Here is a 17,962-nt window from a genome sequence, read left to right on the forward strand (position 1 = left end):
TTAGTGGTCAATACTTTGTATTGATGGGTCACTTATCGCCATTAGATGGTATTGGGCCGGATGAAATTGGTTTAGATAAACTGGCTGAATTATTAGCATCAGGTGATTATGAAGAGCTTATTCTGGCGACCAATCCAACCGTGGAAGGTGAGGCTACTGCGTATTATATTGCTGAGATAGCACAAGAATATGGCGTGAAAGCAAGCCGTATTGCGCATGGTGTACCTGTGGGTGGTGAATTAGAGTATGTAGATGGAACGACCCTGTCCCATTCATTACTTGGTAGACAACTAATTAACTAATTATCAAAGGATTCACTTAGTCGATGGATAAGCAGAGAGCTTAGTTGATTGATAAGTAGAGGACTGTAAACATTAATGTTGTTGGGATAGATAATGTCAATATTGCTTTAAATGTACTACTAAAATTCATAACGACCTCGGTCTTGAAAAATAAGTAATAACATCCTTGTCATTAATCTAATGAGATGGAGCATAACAATTTAGTATTAGTAATACTAGCTCAATAAAAAAAAACCGATAGCTTGCACTATCGGTTTTTTATTCTTTTTTAACCTAAGATCAGGTCAAGACTAACCTAAAACTAACAGGTTAATTAAGCTGCGAAGTTAGCGGCAGCGAAATCCCAGTTAGCTAATGCCCAGAAACCTTTAAGGTAGCTAGGACGTAGGTTACGGTAATCAATGTAGTAAGCGTGTTCCCACAGATCAACTGTGATTAGTGGCGTAACACCAGCTTCAGTGATAGGCGTGCCAGCGTTAGAAGTGTTAACGATTTCTAATTCGCCTTCAGCGTTTTTAACTAACCAAGTCCAGCTTGAACCGAAGTTGTTTACTGCTTTGTCGTTGAATGCTTCTTGGAATGCTTCGAAAGAACCGAATTTAGCGTTGATAGCGTCAGCTAAAGCGCCTTCTGGTTGGCCTTTTGCATTTGGAGTAAGGCTGTTCCAGTAGAACGTGTGGTTCCATACTTGTGCAGCGTTATTGAACATCGGACCTGCAGAAGATTTGACAATTTCTTCTAACGTTTTTTCAGCAAAAGGTGTACCTTCGATTAGACCGTTAAGCTTAACCACGTAAGTATTGTGGTGTTTGCCGTAATGGAAAGAAAGAGTCTCAGCAGAGATATGTGGTTCAAGTGCATCTTGTGCGTACGGTAAAGCTGGTAGTGTAATACTCATAGGTATTTCCTTATTTATTGATAGCTAAAAGCTATCCATTGCTCATTATTGATTTAATTATGGGGGGAATACTAACGCTAGCGTTGAATATATTCAAGTATTTGACTGCAATTGTATTGTTCAATTAATAAATTGTAACGAGAGAATTCATTTTTTAACAATTAGACTAAATATAAAACAAAATAACCCTACAAAATAACGGTGTTAACCAAGCTATAATTAGCATAAAATGGCTGCTAAATTTATATTTATAAAATGCATTCTATGGTTAGAGTTTAAATAATTATAACTACGATAGATGTAAACGCTAAGATTTGTGAGGACACAATGGAAACTTTAGATAAAATCAAACAGCAACTTGCTGAGAACTCAATTATCCTATACATGAAAGGATCTCCAAAACTACCTAGCTGTGGTTTTTCTTCACAAGCATCACAAGCAGTAATCAATTGTGGTGAGCAATTTGCTTACGTTGATATTCTACAAAATCCAGACATTCGTGCTGAGCTACCTAAATACGCAAACTGGCCTACATTCCCACAACTATGGGTTGACGGCGAGCTAGTTGGCGGTTGTGATATCATCATGGAAATGTTCCAACAAGGTGAACTACAGCCTCTAATCGCTGCCGCTGCTGAAAAAGCGAAAGCTGAGTAACTGTTAATCGTTGTTAAGTGTTAGTTATGGTTATAAGCGTTATTAATCGCTTATAACCATAATCAGAATACGAAAAAGGGAAGCAATTGCTTCCCTTTTTAATACGCGTATTTTAGCTTGTTACAGCGTAACGGCTGCTATCCAACCAAAGATAAGAAGTGGGATGTTATAATGGATGAATGTCGGAATTACTGAGTCACGAATGTGATCGTGTTGACCATCAACATTTAGACCAGACGTTGGACCTAACGTGGAGTCTGATGCGGGTGAACCGGCATCACCAAGCGCTGCCGCGGTACCAACAAGTGATGCAGTTGCAAGTGGTGAGAAACCAAACTGCAAAGCAAGCGGTACATAGATAGTTGCTAGAATTGGGATCGTAGAGAAAGACGAGCCAATCCCCATCGTTACTAATAAACCTGTCACTAGCATTAGCAATGCAGCCAGACCTTTATTGTCACCAATGACACCGCCAATCGAATTAACCAATGAGTCAACACCGCTGGTTGCTTTCATTACTTCAGCAAAACCGGATGCTGCGATCATAATGAAACCAATCATTGCCATCATATGTACACCGCGGGTAAACATATCTTGTGTTTCGTGGAACTTGATCACGCCACCTAGCGTAAAGATAATGAAACCTGTTAGTGCACCAAGAATGATTGAATCATAAGTTAACTGCAGGCCTAACGCTGCGACAATTGCTACCATAGCCACAATGATGTGGCGAGGGTTAAACTCAACTGGTTTGTCTTCTTTAGCAGTTAATTCGCTTTCAGAAAAATATTCACGTGGTTTACGGTAGCTAAATGTCACTGCAATAATTAAACCAATTACCATGCCTAACACAGGTAGTGCCATTGCTGTTGGTAACTGCTCAGCAACAACATTTGCGCCATTATCATTTAGATTCTTAAGCAAAATATTGTTTAAGAAGATACCACCGAAGCCAATCGGTAAGAACATATAGGTCGCAGTTAAACCAAACGTGATCACACAAGCAACTGCACGGCGATCTAGTTTTAATTTATTCATTACACCAAGTAGTGGTGGAATAAGTAAAGGAATGAAAGCGATATGAACAGGAATAACGTTCTGTGATGAGATAGCAACTAATAATAAGGTGAATAGTAAACCATATTTAAAGCGGTTAATTTGGCGCTGAGAATCCCCTTTACCTAAACGACTCACGATTTTTTTAGCTAATAGGTCAGTAATACCTGACTTAGATATGGCAACTGCAAATGCACCTAACATGGCATAGTTTAATGCAATTGACGCACCACCACCTAAACCTGAGTTAAACGCCGAAATAACTTCTTCTAAAGGTAAACCACCAATTAAACCACCTAAAAAGGCACTAATTGTGAGTGCTACAACAACATTAATCCGCATAAAACTGAGGATTAACATAGCTAGCACTGCGATAACTACGGGATTCATTTATCTACTTTCCAATGTTAATAATTTCATTAGTTGTAGTATATAAAACTATGAAGAATAAGATAAGTGAATTTTAAGTCTATTTATGGGTAATTATGCAGGTTTAGTGAATGTTGCAGTTTAGTGTTAATCATTTTAACCAACGAAGGCTAATTTTTGTATGGGGGTATTTGTTGCGAACTGGATTTTGACTGCTAGCATTGTGTTATCTGCTTGGAGTTTTGTACCGCTCTATAGTGATTACGTGGCGCACGGATGCTTTATATTAATTAAATTTAGCATTTAAACCTTTTTAAATACAGTGTTAGTTATAATGTAAATCTATCGTTATCAGGTTTATATTGTGAAAAGGCTCGAGTGAGCGTTAAGTTTATTTAGGTTCCATTGCTAGATTTGTTATGGCGCTTAAAAACTCATGATCCATTTAGCTAAAGTAATAATAAGTAGTAATGTATTCAAAACATACTGTAAGACTTATTTCCCTACCTATATTGAAGATTATTTATGGCCTACATCGATGTCGAGCCTACGTCGATATGTACTCTTATTTTTAATTATGTGCTTTTCTTTATCGGCGCGAGCCGAGAGTGTGGAAAATGATAAACAGCAGCATTTTATTGCGGAGACGGTTATTTGCGGTACCACTATGATGTATACAGAAAGTTGGTGGCAAACCATGTTAGTTGGCTTATCCGTTGGTGCACTAAAGGAAACTTATGATGCCGGAAAAGAGGGTAATGAATTCAGTAAAAATGATATGGCGGCCAATTTTTTAGGTTGTTTTGCTGGCATAACTTACGGTGCGACAGTGCTACATTTTCATTATGAAAGTGAAACCGATACGACAATCATCGGAATTGAAGGGAAGTTCTAGTATTAAAATGAACATAGAGATTTTGCCCCTTTACGCGTCAGAACTGAGTGCTTAACTCGAGAGTTATTGCATCCATATTGTTCATTACGCAGGGGCCTAATTACTTATTCAGTATCAGTACTTGATGCACTGTCACTTACAACTGTTGCATCATCATCTTCTTCTTCAGGGACTGCCAGTGGCCAGCCGCCCATGTCTTTCCATTTGTTTACGATGTAACAAAATAGTTCTGCGGTTTGCTCTGTATCATATTTAGCTGAATGCGCCTGTTTATGATCAAAAGGAATACCAGCAGCCACACATGCTTTAGCAAGAACGGTTTGACCAACCGCTAAACCCGCCAGTGTGGTGGTATCAAATGTAGCAAAAGGGTGGAAAGGATTACGTTTAATCTTTTCTCGATTCGATGCGGCACTTAAAAAAGCGTGATCGAAAGCCGCATTGTGTGCCACCATGATTGCACGGTGACAACCTGTATCCTTCAAGCCTTTACGAACAGCTTTATAGATCTCGGTGATCGCTTCGCGTTCAGGTACTGCACCACGTAGTGGATTGGTCGGGTCGATACCGGTAAAGTCTAAGGCCGCTTGTTCTAAATTTGCCCCTTCAAATGGCTCAACGTTAAAGTGTAAAGTATGCGATATTTTAAGATAACCATCTTCATCCATTTCAAGAATAGAAGCAGCGATCTCTAACATAGCATCTGTTTGTGCATTAAATCCTGCTGTTTCAATATCGATAACAACAGGGAAGTAGCCACGGAATCGTTGGCTAAAAGCTGATTTTTCAGTTGTGCTCATGTGATCATTTATTAGTGTTGACTTGTCTGGGATTATGCCATAATAATCGCATGTCCTCTAATCAACTTTGCGAATTTATTGTTAGTTGTCGGCATAATCAACAGGAAATGACATTTAGGGGCTTTTACTATCTTCGGTATTTTGAGATATGTTTAAACTTTTTTAGAAAAGGGCCTCAAGTTATTTAATTCAATACCGATAAGTTAATATAGGCTCCGAAGAAACAGGATTTTGAACCGTATGAATAACTGCCAACATTTTATAATTGCTTCACTTGTTGCTTTCGGTTCAACGAGTGCTTCAGCTGGCATGAAAAACTATGCCGCTAATTATGAATTTTCTCAATGGGAAAATAGTCGTTCTACGCCTGTGCAATGCAGTCTGAAGCATGATATTCCTCGTTACGGTCAAGCCATCTTTACTAGTCGCGCATCCAAGCTCATCAATCTTGATTTTGAATTAGACATGAAACGTTTGCCTGCACAAGCTGAAATGGCGTCGTTACGTTCGGTACCGCCAAACTGGAAGCCGGGCAGTGCAGCGAAAGATCTTGCTGATGTAAAATTATATCGCCAATTTTCGGGTTATGTGAGTGAGCAACCCGCTTGGCGTATGCTTGACTCGTTAGATTCGGGTGATTATCCAACATTTTATTTTCGAGACTGGTATCGCGGCGGTGAATTTATTAGCGTTGGGCTATCTTCAGTTAACTTTCAAAATAAATATCAAGAATTCTTAGAGTGTGTCAGTAATTTACTCCCATACAGCTTGGATGATATTGCTTATTCAGTACTTGATTTTAATGCTGCAAGTGATGAATTAACACAGCAGAGTCAGCTACGGCTAGCGATGATTACCGAATTCTTACAATATAGCCCTGATATTAATGTTGTGGTTGTGGATAGTTATACGGGTAGTTATGGCGACGAGTTACAAAACTTACAAACATCCTCGCTACGTGCCGAGAATATTAAGCAATATTTTTTAGACAATGGCCTTAAAAACCTAGAAATCCAAACCAATGGTTATGGTGAAAAAAGCCAAATAGCGTCAAATGGTAATATTATTGAACGACAAAAAAATCAACGCGTTGTGATATCATTAGGACAACCCATTCTTTAATATCACTCAGTTGTACTAGGACGTGTTATGCAATTTTTACATACTATGGTTCGTGTTAAAAATTTAGAAACATCTTTAGATTTTTACTGTAATAAACTTGGTTTAATCGAAGTTAAACGTAATGATTATGAAGCTGCACGCTTTTCTCTCATCTTTTTAGCTGCGCCAGGCGATGCCGAACAAGCGAAACAGACTTCTCGTCCAACGCTTGAGCTTACTTATAACTGGGATGAAGAAGAATATGAAGGTGGTCGTAATTTCGGTCATCTTGCTTATGAAGTTGAAGACATTTATGTAACATGCGCAAATTTACAGGCTGCAGGCGTTATTATAAATCGTCCCCCACGTGATGGCTATATGGCATTTATTCGTTCACCGGACGGCATTTCTATCGAGTTATTACAAAAAGGCGACAAATTAATACCTCAAGAACCTTGGGCATCGATGCAAAATATTGGTGAGTGGTAATTTTGAGGTTACAGCGAATTAATCAAGTAATTGCTAAGTTGTAATCATTTATTATTCAGTGTGATTTATTCGTCTCTATTTCAAAATAATAAATCACACATATCAACAAAACCAATCAAGTTATTAACCAGTAAAGCGTATCAAGCATCCAATAAATAACCTCGTTATTCAATTACTCTCCCTATTTAATCAATATAAGATAAAGTTATATTAATTAACGATCCTAGCTATTTAATATATAAGAACACATTTTATATAACCTATAAATATATAATTACAATTCATTATATTTAAAGGTAATAACTGTAAAAATAAAATATAACTTTTTTAAATTTATTTTTACAGCTTAATTTAGTCAACACTTCAATATTAATTGAAAACAACCAGGTCGGATTAAAGTCGTTATATAACAGATGGTTGAGTGTGGCTGGTTGCTGTGTCCTGTTGTTTTTTATAAATCATTAATGAACGATTTAATCCGTGCTATTTAATGTTTTAACATTCGTTAAATAGTGGGTTATGTTATTTTGGCGATATTTTAAACTGCATCCAATTGCTCTGTTAGAACTATTAATCTACAATCGCCGCTTCTTTATATTCCACAGGTTTTATATTAATGTCGACACAATTAGCTAATCCAGCACCGTTAGGCCTAATGGGCTTCGGTATGACTACCGTTTTATTAAATATCCATAATGCGGGTTTTTTCCCAATGGATTCAATGATACTTGCAATGGGTATTTTTTACGGTGGTATTAGCCAAATTATCGCTGGGATCTTATGTTATAAACGTGGAGATACATTTGGAACAACAGCGTTTATTTCTTATGGTTTTTTCTGGTTAACATTAGTTGGTCTGATCTTAATGCCTAAAATGGGTGTGGCAGCGAGTCCTGCTGGCTTTATGGGCTGGTATTTATTGTTGTGGGGCTTATTTACTGCAGGTTTGTTTATTGGTTCTTTACGTTATCCGCGTGCAAAACAAATCGTATTTGCTTCTCTAACCGCATTATTTTTCCTTTTAGCTGCTCGTGACTTTAGCGGTAGTGCAGTGATTGGTGTGATCGCTGGTTATGTTGGTATTTTCTGTGGCCTAAGTGCAATGTACTTCAGTATGGCGCAAGTACTGAACGGCGAATATGGTCGTGAAATTCTACCAGTTGGTAAACCTGTTTTTAAATAATAACTAAGATCGTTTTTAAGTAAGCTTATTTTTTAAAATAATAAAGCAGTAAATACGATAAAGGCGCGTTCAATTATTTGAGCGCGCCTTTTTGATAGCCAATATCGTGCGCTTTTAATTAATTCTAATTACTTCTGAAAGAATGGTGAAAAGGTCTCCGTGTACACTTCTTTAAAATCGTCACCCGACTTATAAATCATGTACACAGCTAACTTTTTCTGCCTTGCCAATGTCATCCCTTGTACTTCTCCCATCGCCATAAATGCAGTTGCAAAACCATCTGCAGTCATCGCTGAAGAATGAATAACAGTCACTGAAACCAAGTTATGTTGTGCTGGTTTTCCTGTGATTGGATCTATAGTATGAGAAAAACGTTCATCATTAAGATCATAGTAATTACGGTAGCTACCTGATGTAACAATGGCATTATTACCAACGGCAACCACATGCTGTACTGAATGTTCTGTTGTCGACGGTTTTTCTATCGCAATTTGCCAACTTACATTATTCGCATTTATTCCTTTTGCTCGTAAATCGCCACCAAGGCCAACAATATAATTTTTAATACCTAAAGACTCTAAATATTCTGCGATTACATCTGCTCCATATCCTTTAGCTATGCCAGATAAATCAACATAAAGCATATCAATATTTTTACTTAAAGTATTCTTCGTATGACTAAGGTGTTCAATACCAACACGTGATAGTGCTGCTTTAATCATCCCAACAGTTGGTTTTTCTTGTGGTAAATGATCAGGACCAAACCCCCATAAGTTAACCAGTGGGCCAAGTGTGACATTGAATGCACCTGATGTTATCTCATGTATTCGAATAGACTCGGCAACCACCCTCGCGGTATCTTCTGATACAGGAAAATCATTAACGGCAGGACTTAAATTAAAGCGTGATAGCTCGGAGTGTGAGCGATAAGTCGACATCTGATCATTGACGAGCTCTAAGCGTCGCTCAATCTCAGCATGAATAGCGGACTGCTCACTTTTAGTTAATGGAAAGTGAGCCACTTTGATGTCATAAAATGTTCCCATTGTCTGACCGTTAAAAGCACTATTAGTCAACTTAGGTTCTGAACAGCCTAGTATGGATGTACTAACAATAATAACCGCTAACAACTGAAGCCCTAATTTAAGGTGCACAATTCGTAAATACGGTCCCATTGCATATATAGCTTTAAAATTTAACATTTATATCCCTTCATTATAATTTTGCGATTACTTTTACTATTAAATAGAGATGATTAAGCACCAATACCAAGTAATGTCGTGGTGATATAGAAATAAATCAGTAACCCAGTAATATCAACAAAGGTAGTAATAGCAGGACTTGCTACAACGGCTGGATCTAATCGACATGATTTAGCAATTAAAGGTAAAATCGCACCAATAACTGTCGCAGTAAGTACTTGTAGAAACAATGCTAATGCAATAGCCGAACCTAGTAACGTCAACGTTATATTACCCGGTAATTCGGTGCCACTAGATAAAAATTCGACCTTTATAAATGAAGCGACTGCCAACGTTAAACCGATTAAACTCGCTATTTTTAATTCTTTCCAGACAACCGTGAGCCAGTTTTTAACTTTCAGTTCCCCTAATGCTAAGGAACGTACAATCACAGTGGCAGATTGACTTCCTGCATTGCCACCAGTGTCTGCAATCATAAGCATGTACAAAGCGAGTATTGTTAATGCCGCTATCGCATCGTCATAACTCTGAATAATCATGCCAGATAAAATCCCGACTGCAGCCAAACCCAACACCCAAAATATCCGTTTACGCACATGATCTATTACCGACATATCAAGATAACTTAGTTCGTCTAGACTACTCTGAATACCCATCTGTAAATTTACATCTTCCGTTAACTCAAGCTGCATTATTCGAGAGGCTTGTTGCCATTGAAACAAGCCAACTGGATGGCCGCGTATATCCACAATGGGTAAATATTCTGTATTGCTCATTTGTAATTGGGTGACTGCATACTCTTGATCTTCGCCAACATGGCAAGGTTCAACTTGCAATGCAATATCAGCCAATAAGACATCCTCATCATGCTGGAGCAGCATTTGTAATTCCAATAAAGCATAATAACGTCCATGCTGGTCAACAATTATTGCTACTTTAGAATGAAGATCTTTTTTCATTGATTTAACGTGGTTTATTGCTTCTGCAACTGACATATTAGAATTTAGCAGCAGAGGGTGGGCTGGCGACATAACAGAAAATACTGGACTATCGACATTCCCTAAGATCTCAATATCGGCAAGTAACCAAGCGGGTAATAGAGCTGTTAAATTTAAATCAGTGCACTCTAACGATAACTTTTGGATTTGATAATATTGATTTAATGTTTTTTTACTAAACCAATGACGTAGTTCTTCGATTGAATTATTGGTGAAAAACATAATTAATTTACTTTTCGTTTCATCACTCCATAATTCAAAAGAATTATTAATGTCATTGTTTAATATTAATTTTTTTTCATAGTTTATAAACGCTGTATTATTGGACATGATTAGTCCTCCAATATAATAGGATTAAATATTTGTATAATGTTAATAACAGCGATGGCGGGATATTATTTATTGTGACTTTATTTAGGTATTAATAAAAAGTATTAAAATATAAATTCACATACCACTACACATCGATTTTCTGGGATGGTAGTAGACTAGGAGGAATGTCAATTTCCATGTATTTCCCTATTTATCAATGACTTACTTTATTTTATGGATGTAGTAAATTAGCAATAATCATTGGTTATTACATACAGTCAATGTGTAACACAGTCGATAATTAAATATAATATTTATTAACACTTACGATAACGATGAAGTAATCGTAACTAAGAATTATTGATAATGAGTTGAATACGTCTAATAATGATGGGTATTTCAGATTATGGACGTTTTATATAATGAGAGAGGTATAAATAGAGGGAGGGGTATTTTATAATTTAGTAATCCAACATCTATATATAGGCTCTCCTACAATGATCGCTTTCCATATTATTTCCTTTGCTTGGTTAATTCGAGCGGATTGTAAGTTTAATGATATTTAAAGTCAATGTTGAAACGGTATACTTTACATTAAATATCATTAGTCTTTATATTTAATCGTTTAGGTTAAATATTTCATGGATTTTGTATTTATTACTAATTTTATGAATGGTCTTACAGGTAAGGCTGCGCCATAGAATCAATCTTGCGAGTCGCTACTCTTCAGGGTATATTTTGTCTTTATATTCACACAGATCCTCAATCAGACAAGAACCACAACGTGGTTTACGGGCGATGCAGGTATAGCGACCGAGTAAAATGAGCCAGTGGTGCACATCAACTTTAAATTCGGCAGGAACCACTTTCAGTAGTTTTGCTTCTACTTGATCAACGTTTTTACCCATGGCTAATTTAGTGCGGTTTGAAACGCGGAAGATATGGGTATCAACAGCGATTGTCGGCCAACCAAATGCAGTGTTTAATACCACATTTGCGGTCTTTCTACCTACACCTGGCAGTTCCACTAACGCATCCAGATCCTCGGGCACAATACTATTATGTTTCTCTATTAATATCTGACAGGCTTTAATGACGTTGCTGGCTTTGGTGTTGTATAAACCAATAGTTTTGATATAGGTTTTTAGACCTTCAACACCTAAATCAAAGATAGCCTGTGGTGTATTCGCAACAGGAAAAAGTTTATCAGTCGCTTTATTCACACTCACATCAGTCGCTTGAGCTGAGAGCGTCACCGCCACGAGTAATTCAAATGCTGAAGAGAAGTTTAGCTCAGTTTCAGGGTGGGGATTGTTATCACGCAGACGCTCTAAAATAATGCGGCGTTTATCCTTGTTCATATCTTGATCCTGTATATGATACCAACCACAATAAGCAGTAATAACTAGTTTAATGTCATTGGTATTAAGCCATACTGATGATTGTAAATCAGCATGGCTTAAGTTGTTTACTATTAATTTGGTGTTGATTCAGTATCTGTGACAGGCTCAGATATACTGACCGGCTGTGCTTTACGGCGTTTATCTAGCTGTTCATCAATGGCATGTTTCATGGCAATTAAAAAGCCCATACCGATGAATGCCCCCGGTGCTAGGATAGCTAACAAGAAGTTAGTATCCGCATGAAACACTTCAATACGTAATATACTTGCCCAGTCACCTAACAGTAAATCCATGCCGTCAAAGAGTGTACCTTGACCTAAGACTTCACGAATGGCGCCTAATACAATTAATACGCTGGCAAAACCCAGACCCATAAACAAACCATCAGCCGCAGAGGGTAAGACTTTGTTACGGGATGCAAATGCTTCAGCACGACCAATAATAATACAGTTGGTTACGATCAGCGGAATGAAAATACCAAGCGATTGATATAGTTCATAAACGTAGGCATTCATAAGTAATTGTACTGTGGTTACAAATGACGCAATGATCATGACGAAAATAGGAATACGGATCTCTTTCGGTACGTATTCACGTATCAGAGATATTGTCGTATTCGATGCAACAAGTACTAACAAGGTTGCGAAGCCCAACCCCATCGCATTGGTGACGGTTGCTGTTACAGCAAGTAGGGGACAAAGGCCTAATACTTGTACTAAACCGGGGTTATTTTTCCATAACCCTTGATAGATTATATCGCGATATTGGCTCATGATTTACTCCAACAAGAAGGCGCGCTTGTTAAGTCTGAAAATTGCGCTGACTGATAAAAAGTGAGGATATCTTTCACTGAGCTTACCACTGCTCGTGGGGTGATTGTCGCACCGGTAAAGGAATCAAAATCACCGCCATCTTTAGTCACGGCCCAAGTGTGTGCATTCTCTTCTGTGAGTGTCTGGTCAACAAAGTCATCTAACCAGTTAGACTTGCGGTATTCTACTTTGTCACCCAAACCAGGTGTTTCATTGTGGCCCAGAATACGTACGCCTGTTACTTTACCTACGGTATCAATACCAACAACAAGTTTAATATTACCGCTATAGCCTTTTGGTGCAATGCCTTCAATGGCGTAACCAATAGGTTCATTATTCTTGGTTGCAGTGAAAATACGTTGTGGCTCTGATGTACCAAGCAACGCTTCATTGGTCATTAATTTACAGCTTTGGAAAATATTATTGTCATGACCATCTTCAGGTAATAATTGATTAATAATTTTCAGTAATTGGATTTGCTCTTGTTCTACAATACGGTCCTTCGTTACCGCATTTGTGATCGCAACGACAGAGGTACAAGCAAGGGCAAATAAGGCGAGTATTACACCATTTTTTTTCATTGATACGAACATGGTGATCTCCTATTTATGACCGTAAACACGGGGTTGAGTGTAATAATCTATTAACGGTACACACATGTTAGCGAGTAATACAGCAAACGCCATGGCATCAGGATAACCGCCCCAAGTTCGAATGGCATAAACTAATACACCAATTAATGCGCCGAAGATGAGTCGACCTTTTGGTGTTGTTGATGCTGATACCGGGTCGGTGGCAATAAAAAATGCGCCTAACATGGTTGCACCAGAGAACAGGTGGAAGATTGGCGAGCCTACAGAATCAGGATCCCATAGGAAACCAATGAAACTAATTACAAATAACCCACCTAATAAGCCGACTGGTATATACCACAGGATCGCACGCTTACTGAGTAAATAAACACCGCCAGCGAGGAAGGCTAAATTAATCCATTCCCAGCCTAAACCTGATAACCAACTGAATTGTTCTTTGGTTTGTATCTCGCTAACCGTATGACCCATCGCCAGACCCGTCTTTAAGGTATCAAGGGGGGTTGCCATCGTGATACCGTCAATATTTTGCATCAACTGATGTGCGGTATGACCGTCTAAGGTAACGCCTGCAAAAATAACATTAAAGACATCCCATAATGATAATTCATAACCCGTTATTTCACTTACTGGTGGCCAAGTGGTCATTTGCAGTGGGAATGACACCAGCAACATCACATAAGCAACCATAGCAGGATTAAAGATGTTTTGACCTAAGCCTCCATAAAGCTGCTTTGCAATACCAATCGCAAACACTGCACCCATGACACTGATCCACCACGGTGCAAAGCCGGGTATTGAAATACCGATCAGCAAGCCTGTTAATAATGCGCTGTTATCTTTTACACGATTGAGTATTGGTTGTTTACGTACCTTAAGAAATACTGCTTCAGTAATAATTGCAGCTAGACAAGCTAAAACAATATGGATGAGGTTACCGGCACCAAAAAAATACCATTGTGCGGCAATGCCTGGGATTGTCGCTAAAATAACGGTACGCATCAGGTTACTGGTGCTGCTACCACTGTGATTATGGGGAGAGCTTGCTAATCTAAATGCCATGTTATTTGTCACCAAGTTGGGCTAGTTTTTTTGCTTTCGCTTTTGCTATTACTGCGGCAATAGCTGCTTTTTTGTTATCGACGGCAGGGGCCGCTGAGTCTGCTATTTCAATTGTGTCGTTTTGTGTTGACGGTGTTTCTTTAGTTGCCGCTTTCTTTGCTTTAGCACGGGCAACAGCAGCAGCGATAGCCGCTTTCTTGGCATCGACGACAGGCGCAGGTGATTCTGTTGTCGATTCCGTTGCTTCACTTTGAGGTGGCTGTGCGGCAGCCTTTTTGGCTTTAGCACGAGCTACGGCCGCCGCGATAGCTGCTTTTTTGGCATCGACGACAGGCGCAGGTGATTCTGTTGTCGATTCCGTTGCTTCACTTTGTGATTGTGCGGCAGCCTTTTTGGCTTTAGCACGGGCTATGGCAGCAGCAATAGCCGCTTTCTTAGCATCGACTGCAGGCGCAGGTGGTTCTGTTGTCTCTTCCGCAGTTTCAGTTTGAGATGATTGTGCGGCAGCCTTTTTGGCTTTAGCGCGGGCGATGGCAGCCGCAACGGCGGCTTTCTTGGCATCAACAGTAGGCGCTGGTGTATCAATTGTCGATTCACCTGTTACAGCCGCTTCAGTTTGGGATGATAGCGCGGCAGCCTTTTTGGCTTTAGCACGGGCTATGGCAGCAGCAATAGCCGCTTTCTTAGCATCGACGGCAGGCGCAGGTGGTTCTGTTGTCGATTCCGTTGCTTCACTTTGAGATAATTTTGCGGCAATCTTTTTGGCTTTAGCACGGGCGATGGCAGCCGCTACAGCGGCTTTCTTCACATCGACAGCTGGCGTTGGTGTGTCAGTTGCTGTTTCGCCTGATTGTGCGGCAGCCTTTTTGGCTTTAGCACGGGCGATTGCAGCAGCTACAGCGGCATTCTTGGCATCAACAGCAGGCGCTGGTGTGTCAGTTGCATTTTCGCCTGACTGTGTGGCCGCTTTCTTGGCTTTAGCGCGAGCAATAGCCTCGGCCACTGCGGCTTTTTTCGCTTCGATAGCTGGACTCGTTGTTGTTTGTACTTGTTCTGAACCTTCGGCTTCGCGTTTGGTTTTTGCCGCTGCTTTTCTCGCTTTACGTTCAGCAATGACAGCGGCATTATTTGGCAAAAGAGTATCTGGAACCGCAGTATCAGTAGATGCGGCAGCCGCTTTCTTGGCTTTCGCGCGAGCAATAGCGTCAGCAACCGCTGAACCTTTGCTTGCTTGACCATTAGCTGGCGTTTGTTCAGCAGCTTTCGCTTTTTTGATTCGATCCATTGCCGCTTTCACTGGGTCTTCACCCGTTGTTGCTTTTGCTGTGGCACGGCGTTTTTCTGCTGCTTCTTTTTGACGCTGTTCACGTTGCGCTTTTTCTAATGCTAAGCGTTCATTACGTTTTTCAAAACGTTCTTTAGCGATCGCAGCAGCGGCAAGTTCGGCATCATTTGCACGGACTTCAACTTTGGCAATACGGTATTGATGCACCAGCGGTATTTGGCTGGGACAAACATAACTACATGCGCCACATTCAATACAGTCCATCAAATTGTAATCGTTCAGTTTTTTTACATCTTTAGCTTGGCTATACCAATGTAACTGCTGTGGTAATAAATCGACGGGGCAGACTTCAGAACATTCACCACAACGAATACAAGCATCGGCTTCTCTTACTTGCGGAATTTCATCTTTGACTGGTGTTAAAATGCAGTTACCGGTTTTAGTTAATGAAAACTGCGTATGGGGCAAGGTAAAGCCCATCATCGGACCGCCATAAATTATTGCTGCCGCTTTAGTTTCATCACAGTGAAATTCACTTAACAATGCACTGATTGGTGTCCCTATTAACGCCTGTACATTACGCGGTTGTGGAAATGCTTTACCGGTTAAAGTCACGATACGACTTAATAGTGGTTGGCGATCAATAATCGCTTGTTTAACCGCATAGACAGTACCCACGTTTTGCATCACGATACCAGATTGCGCAGGGATTTGACCTTTACTTATCTCTTTACCTGTTAACATTTGAATTAACTGTTTTTCACCGCCGTTCGGGTATTTTGTCGGTACTTTGCGTACAATAATATCATTGCTGAGGTTGATTTTGTTAATCGCAGTTTCTAACGCTTGTGCGGCATCGGGTTTATTATCTTCAATACCAATAACACACAGTGCAGGTTTGATCATGTGACGCAATATCTCAATACCCTGAATAATATCGTCAGCACGTTCACGCATTAATACATCATCAGAGGTGATATAAGGTTCACATTCAGCGGCGTTGATTAATAAAAACTCAATTGGCTGTCTATCGTTGAGTTTAACGGCAGTAGGAAAACCAGCACCGCCCATTCCAGCCACACCCGCTTGGCTAATGTGTTGCTGCAATTCAGACGTTGATAACTGTTTATAATCTAACGCTGGTTGTGCTGGCATTGCTTGATCTTCTTGATCGCATACAAGCTTAATAGCAATTTCTGGGGTCGCAGATGGATGGGTACTTGGGTATTGGGCTATGTGTTCAATCGTGCCGGATGTCGGCGCGTGAATAGGTACGGCCATAAATGAGTCAGATGCCGTTAGTGGCTGACCCTTTAATACACGGTCGCCTGAAGCAACAATGATTTGACCGCCTTGGCCAATATGTTGTTTAACCGGAATAATAAGGTGTTTAGGAATACTCGCAGTGGTGATCGCTAAACTTGTAGATTGAGTTTTGTTTTCTTTCGGGTGTACACCACCAAGATAGCGCCACAGTTTACCATTTTTGATTTGTTCGATTAATGACATCATGTGACCTACTTAATATTGACGACTGGGATAGAATCTAACTGCCATTTCCAGGCAGCTTGTACTGGTTCCATCACGATACAATCGGTAGGACATGGTGCAACGCATAACTTACAACCGGTGCAGGAATCAACAATCACAGTGTGCATAGCACGTGTCGCCCCTGCAATTGCGTCAACAGGGCAGGCTTGGATACATTTAGTGCAACCAATGCAGTCTTCTTCAATAATGCGTGCAACCATTTTAATGCTGGCATCATGTTCCTGTTCTGCGATTGGTTTAACTTCAACACCCATAATATCGGCAAGCTTTTCAACGGTATCTGCGCCACCGGGTACACATAAGTTGACTTCTTCACCGTTAGCCACGGCTGTTGCATAAGGCTTGCAGCCTGGGTAACCACACTGGCCACATTGAGTTTGTGGTAATTCGGCATCGATCTGTTCAACGACAGGGTTACCTTCAACTTTAAAACGAATAGCAGCCCAGCCGAGCCCGAGCCCAAACAAAGCGGCGAGAATAACAAGGGTAATAATTGCAATGAGAATAGTAGTCATAGTTATCAATAGTTAAAGTTTAACCAAGCCCGTGAAACCCATGAACGCAAGTGACATAAGACCTGCTGTGATCATAGCGATTGAAGTACCCTTAAAAGGGGCCGGGACATCTGCAGCGGCGATACGTTCGCGCATAGCAGCAAATAAGATTAGTACTAATGAGAAACCAACTGCCGCACCAAAACCATATACAGCACTTTCGATAAAGTTATGTTTTTCATTAATATTTAATAAAGCAACACCGAGTACCGCACAGTTAGTTGTGATAAGGGGCAAGAAAATACCTAACAAACGATAAAGCGTCGGGCTGGTTTTATGTACGACCATTTCAGTAAACTGTACAACCACAGCAATCACCAAAATGAAACTAAGCGTTCGAAGGTATTCTAAGCCGAGCGGCGTTAAAATATAGGTTTCAACAAGGTATGAAGACATTGCCGCAATGGTCAAAACAAACGTTGTCGCAAATGACATGCCTATCG

General features: G+C 39.9%; 18 protein-coding genes. 6 read left to right on the forward strand and 12 right to left on the reverse strand.

Features of this window, described 5'->3' with window-relative positions; all coding sequences use genetic code 11:
• The coding region (locus tag PE36_RS21900; RefSeq protein WP_006034301.1) for a toprim domain-containing protein at positions 1-302 on the forward strand (302 nt) is incomplete at its 5' end.
• Positions 303-615: 313 nt separating this feature from the next.
• Here PE36_RS21900 and PE36_RS21905 read toward each other — a convergent pair.
• Positions 616-1,200 carry a superoxide dismutase gene (locus PE36_RS21905; protein ID WP_006034302.1) on the reverse strand — a complete coding sequence of 195 codons (585 nt, stop codon included), beginning with the start codon at positions 1,198-1,200 and terminating at the stop codon, positions 616-618.
• A gap of 327 nt (positions 1,201-1,527) precedes the next feature.
• Here PE36_RS21905 and PE36_RS21910 point away from each other — a divergent pair, with 327 nt between their 5' ends.
• The gene (locus tag PE36_RS21910) at positions 1,528-1,857 is read left to right on the forward strand and encodes a Grx4 family monothiol glutaredoxin (RefSeq protein WP_006034303.1); all 330 of its coding nucleotides are present in this window, start codon (positions 1,528-1,530) and stop codon (positions 1,855-1,857) included.
• A gap of 120 nt (positions 1,858-1,977) precedes the next feature.
• On the opposite strand, the gene PE36_RS21915 is transcribed toward PE36_RS21910, so the two are convergent.
• Complete coding sequence (locus tag PE36_RS21915; protein ID WP_006034304.1) at positions 1,978-3,303, reverse strand: Na+/H+ antiporter family protein; 1,326 nt, start codon at positions 3,301-3,303, stop codon at positions 1,978-1,980.
• A gap of 589 nt (positions 3,304-3,892) precedes the next feature.
• On the opposite strand from PE36_RS21915, the gene PE36_RS24810 reads away from it, so the two are divergent.
• The gene (locus tag PE36_RS24810) at positions 3,893-4,177 is read left to right on the forward strand and encodes a hypothetical protein (protein ID WP_232286627.1); all 285 of its coding nucleotides are present in this window, start codon (positions 3,893-3,895) and stop codon (positions 4,175-4,177) included.
• Positions 4,178-4,281: 104 nt separating this feature from the next.
• Here PE36_RS24810 and rnt read toward each other — a convergent pair whose 3' ends face one another.
• Positions 4,282-4,977: a ribonuclease T gene (rnt, locus tag PE36_RS21925; RefSeq protein ID WP_006034306.1), complete on the reverse strand. Its 696-nt coding sequence runs from the start codon at positions 4,975-4,977 to the stop codon at positions 4,282-4,284.
• 240 nt (positions 4,978-5,217) lie between these two features.
• On the opposite strand from rnt, the gene PE36_RS21930 reads away from it, so the two are divergent.
• From PE36_RS21930 to PE36_RS21940, 3 genes are all read left to right on the forward strand, one after another.
• The gene (locus PE36_RS21930) at positions 5,218-6,099 is read left to right on the forward strand and encodes an OmpA family protein (RefSeq protein WP_006034307.1); all 882 of its coding nucleotides are present in this window, start codon (positions 5,218-5,220) and stop codon (positions 6,097-6,099) included.
• A 27-nt stretch (positions 6,100-6,126) separates the two neighbouring features.
• Positions 6,127-6,567, forward strand: a complete 441-nt coding sequence (gene gloA / locus PE36_RS21935; RefSeq protein WP_006034308.1) for a lactoylglutathione lyase — start codon at positions 6,127-6,129, stop codon at positions 6,565-6,567.
• A gap of 616 nt (positions 6,568-7,183) precedes the next feature.
• Positions 7,184-7,750 carry a GPR1/FUN34/YaaH family transporter gene (locus tag PE36_RS21940; RefSeq protein WP_006034309.1) on the forward strand — a complete coding sequence of 189 codons (567 nt, stop codon included), beginning with the start codon at positions 7,184-7,186 and terminating at the stop codon, positions 7,748-7,750.
• A 128-nt stretch (positions 7,751-7,878) separates the two neighbouring features.
• Here PE36_RS21940 and PE36_RS21945 read toward each other — a convergent pair whose 3' ends face one another.
• The 9 genes from PE36_RS21945 to rsxA form a co-directional block, all read right to left on the reverse strand.
• The gene (locus PE36_RS21945) at positions 7,879-8,952 is read right to left on the reverse strand and encodes an FAD:protein FMN transferase (protein ID WP_006034310.1); all 1,074 of its coding nucleotides are present in this window, start codon (positions 8,950-8,952) and stop codon (positions 7,879-7,881) included.
• 53 nt (positions 8,953-9,005) lie between these two features.
• Complete coding sequence (locus tag PE36_RS21950) at positions 9,006-10,280, reverse strand: magnesium transporter (RefSeq protein ID WP_006034311.1); 1,275 nt, start codon at positions 10,278-10,280, stop codon at positions 9,006-9,008.
• Positions 10,281-10,981: 701 nt separating this feature from the next.
• Positions 10,982-11,623 carry an endonuclease III gene (gene nth / locus PE36_RS21955; RefSeq protein ID WP_006034312.1) on the reverse strand — a complete coding sequence of 214 codons (642 nt, stop codon included), beginning with the start codon at positions 11,621-11,623 and terminating at the stop codon, positions 10,982-10,984.
• 113 nt (positions 11,624-11,736) lie between these two features.
• Entirely contained in the window at positions 11,737-12,438 is a 702-nt protein-coding gene (locus PE36_RS21960) for an electron transport complex subunit E (RefSeq protein WP_006034313.1), read from the reverse strand.
• On the reverse strand, positions 12,435-13,070 hold the full coding sequence (gene rsxG, locus PE36_RS21965) for an electron transport complex subunit RsxG (RefSeq protein WP_043994975.1): 636 nt from the start codon (positions 13,068-13,070) through the stop codon (positions 12,435-12,437). Before rsxG ends, PE36_RS21960 begins: the two co-directional genes overlap by 4 nt.
• Before the next feature lie 9 nt (positions 13,071-13,079).
• Positions 13,080-14,129 (reverse strand): electron transport complex subunit RsxD, encoded by a 1,050-nt coding sequence (gene rsxD / locus PE36_RS21970; protein WP_006034315.1) that lies wholly within the window; start codon positions 14,127-14,129, stop codon positions 13,080-13,082.
• Between the two features lies 1 nt (position 14,130).
• Positions 14,131-16,926 (reverse strand): electron transport complex subunit RsxC, encoded by a 2,796-nt coding sequence (rsxC, locus tag PE36_RS21975; RefSeq protein WP_006034316.1) that lies wholly within the window; start codon positions 16,924-16,926, stop codon positions 14,131-14,133.
• 5 nt (positions 16,927-16,931) lie between these two features.
• A complete protein-coding gene (gene rsxB / locus PE36_RS21980) occupies positions 16,932-17,480 on the reverse strand; it encodes an electron transport complex subunit RsxB (RefSeq protein ID WP_006034317.1) in 549 nt (182 codons plus the stop codon).
• Between the two features lie 12 nt (positions 17,481-17,492).
• The coding region (gene rsxA / locus PE36_RS21985) for an electron transport complex subunit RsxA (RefSeq protein WP_006034318.1) at positions 17,493-17,962 on the reverse strand (470 nt) is incomplete at its 5' end.

The sequence above is a fragment of the Moritella sp. PE36 genome (genome assembly GCF_000170855.1).
GTDB lineage: Bacteria > Pseudomonadota > Gammaproteobacteria > Enterobacterales > Moritellaceae > Moritella.